The 15,023-nt window shown below is 71.9% G+C and carries 12 protein-coding genes; 6 read left to right on the top strand and 6 right to left on the bottom strand.

Going from position 1 to position 15,023, the window contains the following annotated elements; translation table 11 throughout:
• Position 1: 1 nt before the first annotated feature.
• The 3 genes from rsgA to I6G21_RS00225 all read right to left on the bottom strand — a co-directional run bounded on the left by rsgA (position 2) and on the right by I6G21_RS00225 (position 3,222).
• Positions 2-1,189, bottom strand: a complete 1,188-nt coding sequence (gene rsgA, locus I6G21_RS00235) for a ribosome small subunit-dependent GTPase A (RefSeq protein ID WP_061225025.1) — start codon at positions 1,187-1,189, stop codon at positions 2-4.
• Complete coding sequence (gene aroA / locus I6G21_RS00230) at positions 1,186-2,592, bottom strand: 3-phosphoshikimate 1-carboxyvinyltransferase (protein ID WP_232238454.1); 1,407 nt, start codon at positions 2,590-2,592, stop codon at positions 1,186-1,188. The genes rsgA and aroA overlap by 4 nt, the downstream gene beginning before the upstream one ends.
• A gap of 129 nt (positions 2,593-2,721) precedes the next feature.
• Positions 2,722-3,222 carry a DoxX family membrane protein gene (locus tag I6G21_RS00225; protein ID WP_058731283.1) on the bottom strand — a complete coding sequence of 167 codons (501 nt, stop codon included), beginning with the start codon at positions 3,220-3,222 and terminating at the stop codon, positions 2,722-2,724.
• Between the two features lie 341 nt (positions 3,223-3,563).
• Here I6G21_RS00225 and I6G21_RS00220 point away from each other — a divergent pair, with 341 nt between their 5' ends.
• Both I6G21_RS00220 and rsrA read left to right on the top strand, forming a co-directional pair.
• On the top strand, positions 3,564-4,250 hold the full coding sequence (locus I6G21_RS00220) for a sigma-70 family RNA polymerase sigma factor (protein ID WP_058731284.1): 687 nt from the start codon (positions 3,564-3,566) through the stop codon (positions 4,248-4,250).
• 22 nt (positions 4,251-4,272) lie between these two features.
• A complete protein-coding gene (gene rsrA, locus I6G21_RS00215; protein ID WP_058731285.1) occupies positions 4,273-4,548 on the top strand; it encodes a mycothiol system anti-sigma-R factor in 276 nt (91 codons plus the stop codon).
• 176 nt (positions 4,549-4,724) lie between these two features.
• Here the strand turns inward: rsrA and I6G21_RS10865 are convergent, their stop codons facing one another.
• From I6G21_RS10865 to I6G21_RS00205, 3 genes are all read right to left on the bottom strand, one after another.
• Positions 4,725-4,799 (bottom strand): 50S ribosomal protein bL37, encoded by a 75-nt coding sequence (locus I6G21_RS10865; RefSeq protein ID WP_099049695.1) that lies wholly within the window; start codon positions 4,797-4,799, stop codon positions 4,725-4,727.
• A 161-nt stretch (positions 4,800-4,960) separates the two neighbouring features.
• Entirely contained in the window at positions 4,961-5,560 is a 600-nt protein-coding gene (locus I6G21_RS00210) for a GDSL-type esterase/lipase family protein (RefSeq protein WP_058731525.1), read from the bottom strand.
• 184 nt (positions 5,561-5,744) lie between these two features.
• Positions 5,745-9,557 (bottom strand): multifunctional oxoglutarate decarboxylase/oxoglutarate dehydrogenase thiamine pyrophosphate-binding subunit/dihydrolipoyllysine-residue succinyltransferase subunit, encoded by a 3,813-nt coding sequence (locus I6G21_RS00205; protein ID WP_129357438.1) that lies wholly within the window; start codon positions 9,555-9,557, stop codon positions 5,745-5,747.
• 304 nt (positions 9,558-9,861) lie between these two features.
• On the opposite strand from I6G21_RS00205, the gene I6G21_RS00200 reads away from it, so the two are divergent.
• The 4 genes from I6G21_RS00200 (at position 9,862) to I6G21_RS00185 (ending at position 15,017) form a co-directional block, all read left to right on the top strand.
• Complete coding sequence (locus tag I6G21_RS00200) at positions 9,862-11,340, top strand: GuaB1 family IMP dehydrogenase-related protein (RefSeq protein ID WP_061225023.1); 1,479 nt, start codon at positions 9,862-9,864, stop codon at positions 11,338-11,340.
• A gap of 149 nt (positions 11,341-11,489) precedes the next feature.
• The gene (locus I6G21_RS00195; protein ID WP_064725206.1) at positions 11,490-12,893 is read left to right on the top strand and encodes a hemolysin family protein; all 1,404 of its coding nucleotides are present in this window, start codon (positions 11,490-11,492) and stop codon (positions 12,891-12,893) included.
• The gene (locus I6G21_RS00190) at positions 12,890-13,963 is read left to right on the top strand and encodes a hemolysin family protein (RefSeq protein WP_100463038.1); all 1,074 of its coding nucleotides are present in this window, start codon (positions 12,890-12,892) and stop codon (positions 13,961-13,963) included. Before I6G21_RS00195 ends, I6G21_RS00190 begins: the two co-directional genes overlap by 4 nt.
• Positions 13,964-14,069: 106 nt before the next feature.
• On the top strand, positions 14,070-15,017 hold the full coding sequence (locus I6G21_RS00185) for a metal ABC transporter solute-binding protein, Zn/Mn family (RefSeq protein ID WP_165869956.1): 948 nt from the start codon (positions 14,070-14,072) through the stop codon (positions 15,015-15,017).
• Positions 15,018-15,023 lie beyond the last annotated feature (6 nt).

The raw sequence follows: 15,023 nt of genomic DNA, 5'->3' as shown, positions 1-15,023 counted from the left end.
GCTATCGCACGGGATCCTCGTCGGCCCCGGCCCCCAAGCGCTTGGTCCCCGCCACGCCGTCGGGCGCCTCCACCCCGAGCAGCCGGCGCAGGGAGTCCAGCCGGGCCGCACCGGCAGGGCCCGCCGCCCTCGAGGCCACCCGCTCGGCGATGCCGCAGCCGATCGCGTCCGCGGCATGGGTGCAGCCCTTGGGACAGGCCGCCGCTCCGGGGGCCAGGTCCTCGAAGGCGGCGACGATGCCCTCGGCGGGCACGTGGGCCAGGCCGAAGGAGCGGATGCCCGGGGTGTCGATGATCCACGTGCCAGGCTCGCCCCAGGCCGGCTGCAGCGCCAGGGCGGAGGAGGAGGTGTGGCGTCCCCGGCCGGTCACGGCGTTGACCCCGCCGGTCGAGCGGCGCGCCCCGGTCAGGGCGTTGACCAGCGTGGACTTGCCGACGCCGGAGTGACCCAGCAGCACGGAGACCCGGCCATCCAGCAGCGCCCGCAGATCCGCCAGCAGCCGCCCGTCCAGGGGCAGGCTCCGGCTCTGTGCCTCGTCGATGGCAGCTGCGTCGTCGGCAGCCGCGTCGTCGGTCGCTTTCGCCGGAGCCGCCGGTGTCTCCGGCGCCGCCTCGGGCGCCTCGTCCCGGCGGCTGAGCAGGATGGGCAGGTCGGTGCCGGCGTAGTAGGACAGCAGCGGCGCGGGGTCGGCCAGATCGGTCTTGGTCACGCACAGCACCGGGCGCAGCCCGGCGTGCACGGCCGCGACGATGGAGCGATCGACGAAGCCCGTGCGCGGCTGCGGATCCGCGGCCGCGGTGACGATCACCAGGATCTGCGCGTTGGCGACGACCACCCGCTCCACCGGGTCCGTGTCATCCGCGCTGCGCCGCAGCACGGTCTCCCGCGGCTGGACGCGCACCAGCCGCGCCAGACTCCCCGGATCCCCCGTGACGTCCCCGACCAGCCCGACCAGATCCCCGGTGACCACGGGGGTGCGCCGCAGGTCCTTCGCCCGCACGGCGGTGACCTCGCGAGCGGTCGAGCCCTCGCCGATCCGTGCGGTGTAGCGGCCGCGGTCCACGGTCACGACCCGGCCGATGACGGCGTCCTCGTGGGCCGGACGCTCCTTGGTGCGCGGGCGCGAGCCGCGCTTGTTGGCGCGGACGCGCACATCGGACTCGTCCCAGCCGCGGATGCCCCGGCTCATGCCCGCTCCTCCCCGAGCATCCGGCGCCACAGGCCCGGGAAGTCCGGCAGGGTCTTGCCGGTGGTGGCGACGTTCTCCACGAGCACCCCGGGCACGATGAGGCCGAGCACGGCCGCGGCGGTGGCCATCCGGTGGTCCTCGTAGGTGCGCATCCGGGTCGCCCGGTGCGCGGGCCCGGTGATGACCAGCCCGTCGGCCGTCTCCTCGGTGCCGGCCCCGAGGCGGGTCAGCTCCGCGGCCAGGGCGGCGAGCCGATCGGTCTCGTGTCCGCGCAGGTGCGCGATGCCGCTCAGGCGCGTGGTCCCCGGGCACAGGGCCGCGATCGCCGCGACGGTCGGAGCGATCTCCCCGGCGGCGCGCAGGTCGATCTCACCCGGTGCGGTGAGCGCGCGCGCCCCGCCCGCGGGCCCGGTGACCCGCAGGCCGCCGTCGGGCGTGCGCCGCACGCTCGCCCCGAAGCGGGGCAGCAGCTCCCGCCAGGCGTCTCCGCCCTGCGTGGTGCGCTGCGGCCAGTCGGGGATCTCGACGTCGCCGCCGGTGACCACCGCGGCGGCCAGGAACGGGCCGGCGTTGGACAGGTCGGGTTCGATCACCGCGTCGTGGGCCCGCGGACGCCCGGCGGGCACCACCCACGTGGTCGGGTCCGGGTGGGCGACGTCGATGCCGTACTCGGCGAGCACCTGCACCGTCATCCGCACGTGCGGCACCGAGGGCAGCTGCTCACCCACGTGGCGGACCGTGAGACCCCCCGGCAGCAGGGCGGCCGCCAGCAGCACCCCGGAGAGGAACTGGCTGGATCCGCTGGCATCGATGCGCAGCTCGGACGCGGCCGGGCCGGTCCCGGGCACGATCCGCACCGGCAGGGCCCCCGCCTCGCCGTCCTCGTGCACCCGGGCACCCAGCTGGCGCACGGCCTCCAGGACCGGGCCCATCGGGCGCTTGCGGGCCGCCGCGTCCCCGTCCAGCACGAGGCCGCGGCCCAGCGCCGCGGCCAGCGGGGGGATGAAGCGCATGACCGTGCCGGCCAGCCCGGCGTCGATCACGGCGGGCTGACCCGAGGGCTCCTCGGGCACCGGGGTGATCAGCAGGTCCCGCCCCTCCTGCTCGATGCGCGCGCCCAGGGCCCGCAGAGCGTCGATCATCAGCCGGGAGTCCCGCGAGTCCAGAGCGCCGCGGATGCGCATCGGGGCGTCGGCTATGGCGGCCAGCAGCAGGTGGCGGTTGGTCAGGGACTTGGAGCCGGGAACCGCCACGACGGCGCGCACCGGGCCCTCGGTCCCGCGGTGCGGGGCCGGCCAGGGATCGGGGATCGGATCGGCGGAGGCGGAAGTCGTGTGCTCGGTCGCCCCGGCGGGGTCGGGGTGATGCGGCTGCGGGTCGGAGGCGGGGTGACGGGGGCTCACGATCGGGCGGGATCCTCCTGGGTCGGCGCCGGGCTCGACCCGGCTGCGGTGGGGATGGTGCGCGGCAGGGCCCCGCCGTGCCCGGCGGGGCCCTGCGCTCTTCCTGCTGCGGGCGGCGTCTTGCCGGGCTCAGCTCAGCAGGTCCTCGGACTTCTTCTTCACGTCCTTGGTGATCTTGTCGGTCTTCTTGGCGACGTCGTGACCGAGCTTCTCGGCCCGCCACTTCAGGGAGGGGCTGCCCTCGGTGTCCACGGCGGTCAGGGCCACCGCACCCACCAGGGAGACGTTCTTCAGGGTGCCGGCGACGAGGGCGTCCTCGTGGCGGGCCTGGTCGCGGCGGAAGTCCGTGTAGGCGTTCAGGGCGCCGGCGGCCAGCAGCACGGCGGAGGACAGGCGGGGGAAGCGACCCAGCCCGAACAGGGCGGCGGCCCCGATCTGCGCGCCGGCCGCGGCCTGGCCGATCAGCTGCTCCTGGCCCTTCAGCGGACGCAGCTGGGGCACGGCGGTGGCGGCGGTGTCCACCAGGGGCTTCAGGTACTCCTGCCCCTCGGGGGCGCGCAGCCGCTGCAGGCCGTCGTAGACGAAGGTCGAGGCCAGGAGGGGCCGGGCGAACTTGCGGATCAGGGACATGGTTCCTCCTCGGTGGGGCGCTCGCGGACACCGGCGTCTTCGGGCCGGGTCGCGGCGCACCCGCGTGGTTTCCCTGCCCAGTCTATGTGATCGGATCCACGGGTGCCGCAGCGGGGCCGACGCCGGGTCTCGGTGTCGGGATCGCCTCGGGCTCCCGGCGGAATACGCCCCGGGATCCCGGTTGTTGGACTGCACGAGACGCGCCGAAGCCGATGGCGTCGGCGCGCGGCCAGCGCCCACGGAAAGGAGGTGCCCGGCGATGCGGGCGAGCAGGGGAGCGAACCCTCCCGGTCTCGTAGACTGGAGCGACGAGCACACCGACGGCGAGGCGAAGGGAATCCGTGGACACGATCGACCTGTCCCAGGAATCGGCCCAGGAGCGCAAGCTCCGGTTCGAGCGGGACGCGATGCAATACCTGGACCAGCTCTACGCTGCCGCCCTGCGGATGACCCGCAACCCGGCCGACGCGCAGGATCTCGTCCAGGAGGCCTACACCAAGGCCTTCTCCGCCTTCCACCAGTACAAGCCCGGCACGAATCTGAAGGCCTGGCTGTACCGGATCCTGACGAACACGTACATCAACCTCTACCGCAAGCGCCAGCGGGAGCCGCACCAGGCCAACACGGACACCGTGGAGGACTGGCAGCTCGCGCAGGCCTCGGCCCACACCTCCACGGGGCTGAAGTCCGCGGAGAGCGAAGCCCTGGATCACCTGCCGGACACGGACGTGAAGGAGGCCCTGCAGGCGATCCCGGAGGACTTCCGCATGGCCGTGTACTACTCGGACGTCGAGGGCTTCGCGTACAAGGAGATCGCCGAGATCCTGGACATCCCGATCGGCACCGTGATGTCGCGGCTGCACCGGGGGCGCCGGCTGCTGCGCGAGAAGCTCTCCGACTACGCCGCCGAGCGCGGCTTCGACACCACACCCAAGACCTCGACTCGCCGTGGCGGCCGTTCCGGCCGATCGCGCGGCACCGAGAGCACACCGGCTGCCGACGGCGCCCCGGACGGGGCCCGGCAGTGAGAACCCGAAGGAAGTGAGGACCATGTCCGAGTGCAAGGACGCGCAGTGCCGTGAGGAGCAGATGCACCGCATCTACGAGTACCTCGACGGGGCCCTGTCCGCCGAGGACATCGCGGAGATCCGTGCGCACCTGGAGGAATGCGAGACCTGTTCCCGGGAGTACGACCTCGAGCGGCTGATCCGCTCGGCCGTGCGCCGCTCGTGCGCCGAACCCGCCCCGGAGGCGCTGAAGGAGTCCATCCTGGCCAAGATCGACGCCGTGCGGGCCAGCCCCCAGACCGCCGACCACGGCCACTGACTGATCCCGCGCCGCGCCCCGTCGAGACCCGGTGTCCCGGGAGGCGGGGGAGCGGCGGGGCGGGGGCCCGAAGCCGCAGAGACACGGAAGGGCAGAGACGCGAAGGGGCCGGGAGGATCAACTGATCCTCCCGGCCCCTTCGCGTGCCGCTGCGGTCATCGACCGCCGCGGCGTCCTCAGGCGTTGGGCCGCTTGCCGTGGTTGGCGGCGTTCTTGCGGCGATCCTTGCGCTTGCGTCCGCGCTTGCTCATCAGCGGGCCTCCTTCATAGCATGCTCCGCCCGGCCCGGGGGTGGGCGGAAGCGGTGTCTGTGTTCGCCCGCGCACCGCGGGCACCTCCCACCATTCTGGCACACCCGCGGCACCCGGTGCACCCGGGAGTGCTCGGTCGGCACCGCGGCGGCGTCGTCGGGCTAGTGCTGCTCGGGCAGCTGCAGCCAGGAGTACCAGCCGCGGTGCAGCACCAGCCAGGCCATCAGCCCGTAGCCGGCCTGACCGGGCCGACCGTCGTTGGCCGCCAGGTCCTGGCGCCACTGCTCGTGGTGCTGCAGCGGGTTGAAGGTGTCCACGTACACGTGGCGGCGCCGGGTGGTCACGTCCGCGTAGGCGGCGTTCAGGTCCGCGATGCGCCGGTTGCGCTCAGCATCCAGCGTGGGCGGGGGGCCGACGACGAGCACCTTGATGCTGTTCTGGGAGGCCAGATCCACCATGTTGGCCAGGTTCAGGCGGCTGCGGGCCGAGGTGATCCCGGTGTCGATGTCGAAGGCCGAGGGTGCGATGACCAAGCGGTTATCCGCCCCCGCGGCGAAGCGGCGGCTCGCCTCCTCGAACCAGCGCTCGTTCAGCGCCTCGCTGCCCTCGCCGGGAGCGGCCAGGGTGTAGGACACCAGGGGCGCGACGTTCCGCGGGGTGCGGGCCATGACCCGGCCGAACCAGCCCAGCGCGCGGGGATCGCCGATCCCGGCCAGGAGGTCATCGCCGACTGCCACGATGCGGATGTTTCGTTGCTCCACGAGTCTCTTTCTGTCGTCTTGGACGTCCCGCTGACCCGGACGGGGGCCGCCCCCGAAGGAGGCGGCCCCGACGGACAGGGTGCGGGCCGGGTCTTCAGGACCCCACGATAGACGGTTTGCGGCACAGGCTCACCTCCCGGCACGCCGCCCCCGCGGGGACGGGCGCGCCGGGAGGTGCCTCGGGTCAGCTCTCGAAGATCTGGGCGACCAGGTGCTCCAGCTCGGCCTGGTGGCGCTTGCCCACCCCGGTGGCGGGGGAGGCCGAGGCCGGACGGGAGATGAGCCGCACCTGCCGATCCAGCAGCGGCAGCAGGTTGACCACCATGAAGGGCCACTGACCCTGGTTGGCGGGCTCATCCTGGGCCCAGATCACCTCGGCCCCGGCGTAGCGGGCCAGCTGCTCCTTGATCTGATCCGCCGGCAGCGGGTACAGCTGCTCGACCCGCACGATCGCCACATCCTGGCGGCCCAGCTTCTCCCGGCGGGCGGCCAGGTCGTAGTACAGCCGCCCGGAGACCAGCACGACCTTCGTCACCGCGGCGTCGGTCAGCCCGCCCTGATCCGGGATGACCTCCTGGAACTCACCCTGGGTGAAGTCCTCGACCGAGGAGGTCGCGGCCTTCAGGCGCAGCAGCTGCTTCGGCGTCATGATCACCAGCGGACGGTGCGGGCGGGAGTAGGCCTGCCGGCGCAGCAGGTGCGCGTGGTTGGCCGGGGTCGAGGGCACCGCGACGGTCATGTTCGACTCCGCGCACAGCTGCAGGAACCGCTCCATGCGCGCCGAGGAGTGATCCGGACCCATCCCCTCGTAGCCGTGCGGCAGCATCAGCACCAGCGAGGAGCGCTGGGCCCACTTCTGCTCGGCCGAGGAGATGAACTCGTCGATGATCGTCTGGGCGCCGTTGAAGAAGTCGCCGAACTGCGCCTCCCACACCACCAGCGAGTCCGGGCGCTCCACGGAGTAGCCGTACTCGAAGCCCAGCACCCCGTACTCGGAGAGCAGGGAGTTATAGATCATGAACTTGCCCTGGTCCTCGGACAGGTGCGTCAGCGGCACCCACTCGGCGTTGGAGCGGGTGTCGTGCAGGACCGAGTGGCGCTGGGTGAACGTCCCGCGCTGCACGTCCTGCCCGGACATGCGGATCTGGAAGCCGTCCATCAGCAGCGAGCCGAAGGCGATCAGCTCGCCCATGCCCCAGTCGATCCCGCCCTGCTCGGCCATCTGCTGGCGCTTCTTCAGCAGCTGACCCAGCTTCTTGTGCACCTGGAAGCCCTCGGGGGCCTGCCCGTGGGCCTGCCCGACGCGGGCCACGGCCTCGGCCGGGATCGCCGTGGTCTCCGGGGTGTACACGGAGTCCTCGATCTGCTGGGCCGCCGGACGCTCGATGTTCGACACCGCGGCCGCGTCCCCGGTGACCAGGGGCGCCTTGGACTGCTGGGCCTCGTGGGTCTCCTTGAAGACCCGCTCCAGGCGCTCCTGGTAGTCCTTCAGCGCCCGGTCCGCCTCCTCCTGGGTGATGTCCCCGCGGCCCACCAGGGACTCGGTGTACAGCTTGCGGGTCGAGCGCTTGGCCTCGATCAGCTGGTACATCTGCGGCTGGGTCATCGAGGGGTCGTCGGCCTCGTTGTGTCCGCGGCGCCGGTAGCACAGCAGGTCGATGACGACGTCGCGGTGGAAGCGCTGGCGGTACTCGAAGGCCAGCCGGCCCACGCGCACCACGGCCTCCGGGTCATCCGCGTTGACGTGGAAGACGGGGGCCTGGACCATCCGGGCGACGTCGGTGGCGTAGGTCGAGGAGCGGCCCTCACCGGGGGTCGTGGTGAAGCCGACCTGGTTGTTGACCACGATGTGCACCGTGCCGCCCACCGTGAACCCGCGCAGCTGGGACATCTGCATGGTCTCGGCGACGATGCCCTGCCCGGCCATCGCCGCGTCCCCGTGCACCAGGATGGGCAGCACGCCGTAGGCGGCCTCGCCCTCCGCACCCTGGTCCAGCAGGTCCTGCTTGGCCCGCACGATCCCCTCCAGCACCGGATCCACGGCCTCCAGGTGGGAGGGGTTCGCGGCCAGGTACACCTGGGTCTCGTTCCCGGAATCCGAGGTGAACACGCCCTCGGTGCCCAGGTGGTACTTCACGTCCCCGGAGCCGCCGACCAGGCGCGGGTCCTGCTCGCCCTCGAACTCGCGGAAGATCTGCGCGTAGGACTTCCCGGCGATGTTGCTCAGCACGTTCAGGCGCCCGCGGTGGGCCATCCCGATGCCGACCCCGGCCAGGCCGCTGTCCGCGGCCCCCGAGATGATGGAGTCCAGCAGCGGGATCAGGGACTCCCCGCCCTCCAGGGAGAAGCGCTTCTGCCCGATGAACTTGGTCTGCAGGAAGGTCTCGAAGGCCTCCGCGGCGTTGAGCTTGCCCAGCACCCGCAGCTGCTCCTCGCGGCTGGGCTTGGTGTAGCCGTGCTCCAGCTGCTGCTGGAACCACTCCCGCTCCTGCGGGGACTCGATGTGCATGTACTCCACGGCCAGCGTGCCGCAGTAGGCGTCGCGCAGCAGCTGCAGGATGGTGCGCAGCGGCAGCCGGGAGGCGTCCCCGAACCCGCCGGTGGGCCACTCCCGGTCCAGATCCCACAGGGTCAGCCCGTAGGTGGCGATGTTCAGGTCCGGGTGCTTGCGCATCACGTACTCGAGCGGGTTGGTCTCCGCGATGAGGTGTCCGCGCACCCGGTAGGCGTGGATCAGCTGCTGGATCCGGGCGACCTTGTTGATCTCCGTCTCCGGGTTGACCTGGTTGTCCACGGCCCAGCGCACCGGCTCGTAGGGGATGCGCAGGACCTCGAAGATCTCGTCGTAGAACCCGTGCTCGCCCTGCAGGTACTGGTCCACCAGCTTCAGGAACTCCCCGGAGCCGGCCCCCTGGATCACGCGGTGGTCGTAGGTGGAGGTCAGCGTCAGGATCTTGGACACGCCCTCCCGGGCCAGCACCTTGGGGGAGGAGCCGCGGCGCTCGGCCGGGTAGTCCAGGGCCCCGACGCCGATGATGCAGGCCTGCCCGGCCGACAGCCTCGGCACCGAGTGCACCGTGCCGATGCCGCCCGGGTTGGTCAGGGAGGCGGTGGTGCCCTTGAAGTCCTCCACGGAGAGCTTGTTCTCCCGGGCCTTGGTGACCATCTCGTCGTAGGCGGCCCAGAACTCGGCGAAGTTCAGGGTCTCGGCGGCCTTGATGTTCGGCACCACGAGGTTGCGGGAGCCGTCCGGGCGGGGCATGTCGATGGCCAGCCCGAAGTTCACGTGCGCGTGCTGCACGACGGCGGGGCGGCCCTTCTCGTCCTGGCCGTAGGTGACGTTCTGGGAGGGGAACTCCTTCAGCGCCTTGATCACGGCGTAGCCGATGAGGTGGGTGAAGGAGATCTTCCCGCCCCGGGAGCGGCGCAGGTAGTCGTTGATCATGGTGCGGTTGTCGATGAGCACCTTCGCCGGCACGGCGCGCACCGTGGTCGCGGTGGGCACCTGGAGGGACTCCTCCATGTTCGACGCGATCGCCTTGGCCGGTCCGCGCAGGGCGGTGACCCGGTCCTGGGACTCCTCCTGCTCCTCGCGCTCGCTGTGCGGCAGCTGGGCCGGGATCGGCTTCTGCCCGGAGCGCTTCTCCCGGGTCCCGGCCTGCTTGGGCGCCTCGGTCTCCTTCTTGCCCGCCCCGGTGCGGGCCTCCGGCTGTTCGGCGGGGGCCGACGCCTTCGCCGCCGCACCCGACGAGCGCTGCGGGGCGCGATCGGGGGAGGCCTTCTCAGCGGGGGCCTTCGCGGAGGAGGTCTTCGCGGCGGGGGCTGCGGCGTCGACACCGCGCTTGCCGGACTCCGCGGCCTGCATCTGCTCGAAGATGGGCCACCACTTCTCGTCCACGGCGTTCCGGTCCTGCTGGTACTTCTCGAACAGCTCGTCCACGAGCCATTCGTTGCCGGCGAACTCCTCGGGGATCTGGTGCTGTGGCTGATCTGGCACTTGGTCACGCCTCTTCCGTTGGCTGGATGCTTCTGCGGCGCGCCGGCTCTCGGGCAGCCGGTGTCGCGCACCGCGGGGCGGATCCCGCAGCAGGGATGCCCGCGTGTGCCGCGCGCGGGGGCGACATCGGACGCGGTTCCTGCAGCGGCCGGCATCGGGCGACACTGCCCCGGTGCGGCCGGAATCACCGTTCCAGTCTATGAGCCCGGCGGGCTCCCGGCCACTCCCGGGCCCCGGGGCCTCAGGATGCGAGCCCCGGGCCCGGTGTGACGGCAGGCATAGCGGGGTCCCGTAGACTGCGGGGGTGCGATTCCTGAACCAGCCCACCTCCGATCTGACCTACAACGACGTCTTCCTGGTGCCCTCCCGCTCGGAGGTGCCCTCCCGCTTCGCCGTGGACCTGCGACCGGATGATGCCGTGGGCACCACGGTGCCGGTCATCGCGGCGAACATGACCGCCGTGACCGGCCGGCGGATGCTGGAGACCCTGGCCCGACGCGGTGCGATCGGCATCCTGCCCCAAGACGTCCCCGCCGACGTCGCCGCGGACGTGCTGCGCTGGGTCAAGGGGCGGGACCCCTTCGTGGAGTCGGCCGTGACCCTGAGCCCCGAGACGACCATCAACGAGGCCCAGCACCTGTTCGGCAAGCGCAACCAGGCCGCCGCCGTCGTGCTGGATGCCCAGCGGCGCCCGATGGGGCTGCTGGCGCCCGCGGACTGCCGCGCCCAGGACCGGTTCGGCTACGTCCAGACCGTGATGCGCCCGGTCGCCCACACGATCGAGCACCGCGAGCTGGACGCGCTGCGCGAACAGGATCCGGCCCGACGCACCGGGCTGCTGCAGCGCCTGCACGCGCTGAGCCAGGAGACCGGGGACCAGCCGCTGGTCGTGGTCGCCGACGGCGTCTACCGGGGCGTGCTCTCCGGGGCCGGGGCAGTGCGCGCGAGCATCTACGAACCCGCCCTGGATGCCCGCGGCCGACTGCTGGTCGGGGCCGCGGTGGGCATCAACGGCGACGTCGCCGAGCGGGCGCAGGGGCTGCTGGCGGCCGGGGCCGACGTGCTCGTTGTGGACACCGCCCACGGGCACCAGGAGAAGATGTTGCGTGCCCTGCGCGCCGTGCGGGCCCTGGATCCGCAGGTGCCGATCGCCGCCGGGAACGTGGTCTCCGCGGCCGGCACCCGCGACCTCGTGGAGGCCGGGGCGGACATCGTCAAGGTCGGGGTGGGCCCCGGGGCGATGTGCACGACCCGCATGATGACCGGCGTGGGCCGCCCGCAGCTGTCGGCCGTGCTGGAATGCGCCGCCGAGGCCCGGCGGCTGGGGGCCCGCGTGTGGGCCGACGGCGGGATCAAGCACCCGCGCGATGCGGCCCTGGCCCTGGCCGCCGGGGCCAGCCAGGTCATGGTCGGATCGTGGCTGGCCGGGACCTACGAGTCCCCCGGGGACCTGCTCACGGATGAGCAAGGACGTCGGTACAAGGAGAGCTTCGGGATGGCCTCGACCCGCGCCGTCTCCCACCGCACCCGCGCGGAGGAGGCCTTCCAGCGGGCGCGCAAGGCGATGTTCGAGGAGGGCATCTCCTCCTCCGTGATGTACCTGGACCCCGAGCGGCCCGGCGCGGAGGACGTGCTGGATGCGATCACCGCCGGGGTGCGCTCGTCGATGACCTACGCCGGGGCCGCGGACCTCGCGCAGTTCCGGGAGCGGGCCGTGTTCGGCATCCAGTCCGCCGCCGGCTACGACGAGGGCCGGCCCCGGGAGCGCTCCTGGACGGTCTGAGCGCCCGAGACCGAGCCCGAAGCCGGCCGCGTGCGGTTAGACTGGGCGCACTATGGATGACCCGCTGAGTCCCGTCTCCCACCCGCCCGCGCCCCTCCTGCACCCGAGTCCCTCGGGACGGTGCCCCGCCGAGGGAGGACGCTGAGCCCGTGGAATGGCTGCTCGTCCTCGCCGGACTGATCCTCATCCTCGGCAACGGCTTCTTCGTCTGCGTCGAGTTCTCCCTGGTGGCCCTGGACCAGTCCACGGTGGTCCGGAAGATCGAGGAGGGGGACGCCAAGGCGGAGCCGCTGCTGCGGTGCCTGAAGTCCCTGTCCACCCAGCTGTCCAGCTGCCAGCTGGGCATCACCATCACGACCCTGCTCACCGGCTACACCCTCGACGCCGGCATCCAGGGGCTGCTGGCCGAGCCGATCGCGGCGCTCGGCCTGGAGCCCTCCCTGACCCGCCCGCTGACCTTCGTGCTGTCCATGACCGTGGCGACCATGCTCTCCATGGCCATGGGCGAGCTGATCCCCAAGAACCTCGCGATCTCCGTGGGCTACCCCGTGGGCCGGGCCATCGCCCGCCCCCAGCTGATGTTCACCGCCGTGATGAAGCCGCTGGTGGTGCTGATGAACGGCACCGCCAACGCGGTGCTGCACGGGCTGGGCATCGAGCCGAAGGAGGAGCTGTCCGGGGCCCGCTCCCCGGAGGAGCTGTCCTCGATGGTCCGCCGCTCCGCGGACCTCGGGACCCTGGACGCCGGGACCGCCAACTTCGTGGCCCGCACCCTGCTGTTCTCCGAGCGCACGGCCTCGGACGTGATGACCGCCCGGCGCCAGGTGGACATGCTGCCCACCACCGCCAGCGTGCAGGAGATCATCGACGAGGCCCGCGCCACCGGGCACTCCCGCTTTCCCCTGTTCGAGGAGAACCAGGACGACGTGCGCGGGGTCGTGCACATCAAGCGCGCCGTCGGCGTGCCCCCGGCCAAGCGCGAGGAGGTCGAGGCCGGGGCCCTGATGGACGAGGTGCTGCGGGTTCCCGAGACCATGCACCTGGACGCCCTGCTGCGCGAGCTGCGCGCCGGGAACCTGCAGGTCGCCGTCGTGCTGGACGAGTACGGCGGCACCGCGGGCATCGCGACCCTGGAGGACCTCGTGGAGGAGATCGTCGGGGAGGTCGCCGACGAGCACGACCGCGTCGTGCCCGGGGTGCTGGAGACCGCCGACGGGCGCTGGCACTTCCCGGGCCTGCTGCGCCCGGACGAGGTGACCGAGCGGGTCACCCCGCTGGACATCGACGAGGACCCCGCTTACGAGACGATGGGCGGGTTCATGATGGACCGGCTGGGCCGGATCCCGCAGGTCGGGGACCAAGTCGCCATCGACACCGGGATCCTGGAGGTCGAGCGGATGGACCACCGCCGGGTGGACCGCATCCTGTTCACCCCGGCCCGGCAGGAGCCGGAGGAGACCGTGGGCGATGACCTCGGGCCCGAGCGGGCCATCACGACCCCCGGGGGCCTGCCGGCCGCCCCCGAGCCCCGACGCGAAGGAGGTGCGGCATGAGCGAGTGGACCGCCCTGATCTGGTTCGTGGTGCTGCTGATCGGCAACGCCTTCTTCGTGGCCAGCGAGTTCGCGATCATGTCCGCCCGGCGCTCGCAGATCGAGCCCCTGGCCGAAGCCGGGAACAAGCGCGCCCAGACCGCGCTGCGCGCCATGGAGCACGTCTCCCTCATGCTCGCCTGCTCCCAGCTGGGCATCACCGTGTGCTCGCTGGTGATCCTCAACGTCGCCGAACCCGCCGTGCACCACCTCGTGGCCGAGCCGCTGATGCACCTCGGGCTGGCCGAATCCGCCGCGGACCTCACGGGCTTCCTCATCGCGCTGCTGGTGGTCACCTTCGCCCACGTGATCTTCGGGGAGATGGTGCCCAAGAACATCTCCGTGTCCACCGCGGACCGCGCCGCCCTGTGGCTGGCCCCGGTGCTGGTGGTCATCTCCCGGCTGGTGCGCCCGATCATCTGGTTCATGAACTGGATCGCGAACGCGGCGCTGCGCCTGATGCGCATCGAGCCGAAGGACGAGGTCTCCTCGACCTTCACCGCCGACGAGCTGCAGACGATCCTCGAGGAGTCCACCGCGGAGGGCCTGGTCACGGACGCGGACGGGATGCTCTCGGGCGCCCTGGAGTTCTCCGAGAAGACCGTCAGCGACGTCATGGTTCCGGTGGACCAGGTGCTGTGCCTGCCCTCGGACAGCTCCCCGCACGATCTGGAGCGGGCCGTGGGCCGCACCGGCTTCTCCCGCTTCGTGCTGGAATCCGAGGACGGAACCTATCTGGGCTACCTGCACGTCAAGGACGTGCTGTCCATCCCGGATGAGCGCTACCGTGACCCCACCCCGCTGACCCGGGTGCGCTCGCTGATCAACCTGCGCCCGGAGACCACCGTGGAGGACGCCCTGGCCACGATGCAGCGCACGCACGGGCACGTGGCGCGCGTGGTGGCCCGGGGCGGGGAGACCATCGGGGTGCTGTTCCTGGAGGACGTCCTGGAGGAGCTGATCGGAGAGGTGCGGGACTCGACGCAGACGATGGGCCGCCGCCGCAGCGTGCGGGCCCCCGAGGGCTCGTGAGCCCCTCCTGATTTGCGAACGGTTCGCAGCAAGTGCGATGCTTGCTGCGAATCGTTCACAACAAAGCCGGGCGCCGACCGTCCGGTCCGTCGTCGAGGGGGAGGCCATGAGGAAGATCGCCGCGGGGATCGTCGCGGGGCTGGGCTGCGCGGTGCTCGCGCTGTCCGGCTGCTCGTCGCAGCAGGAGGACGCGGGGCAGGACACGGGCAAGCCCACCATCGTGGCCACCACCTCCGTCTACGCCGACATCGCCCGCCAGGTGGCCGGCGACGACGCGCAGGTCACCGCGATCGTGGACTCCACCAGCCAGGACCCCCACTCCTATGAGGCCACCTCCCAGGACAAGCTGAAGATCAGCCGGGCGGACCTCGTGGTGCTCAACGGCGGCGGCTACGACCCCTTCATGTCCGAGGCCGCCGAGGGCGCCGACGGTAAGGTCATCGACGCCGTGGCCGTCTCCGGGCTGCCCGGGGCCGAGGAGGCCGCCGAGACCCAGGAGCACGATCACGACCACGACCACGACGACCACGATCACGGGGACTTCAACGAGCACGTCTGGTACGACGTCTCCGCGATGAAGAACCTCACCCACGCCATCTCCGAGGACCTCGGGAGCATCGACGAGCAGCACCGGCAGGACTACCACGACCGCGCCCAGGCCTACGAGCAGAAGCTCGATGAGCTGAGCTCCGACCTCAAGGGCATCGGCGCCTCCGGACGCACCTACCTGGCCACCGAACCCGTCCCGGACCGGCTGCTGGATGCCGCGGGGATGAAGAACGAGACCCCGGAGGCCTTCTCCTCGGCGGTCGAGGCCGAGTCGGATGTGCCGGCGGCGACGCTGAACGAGGTCCACCGGATCATCGACGGCGGATCGCTGGACCTGCTGGCCTTCAACCCGCAGACCGAGACGGCCCAGACCCGGCAGCTGCGCTCCGCCGCCGAGTCCGCGCGCGTGCCGGTCGTAGACTTCACGGAGACCCTTCCCGAGGGCAGGGACTACCTGAGCTGGATGCGCGGCAACATCGAGAACCTGCGCAAGGCCCTCGCCTGAGCGGAG

The sequence above is a fragment of the Rothia kristinae genome, from assembly GCF_016028855.1.
In the GTDB taxonomy this organism is placed as follows: Bacteria; Actinomycetota; Actinomycetes; order Actinomycetales; family Micrococcaceae; genus Rothia; species Rothia kristinae.
Note: the sequence above shows the minus strand (reverse complement) of the source record. Positions and strands in the feature narration are given on the sequence as shown.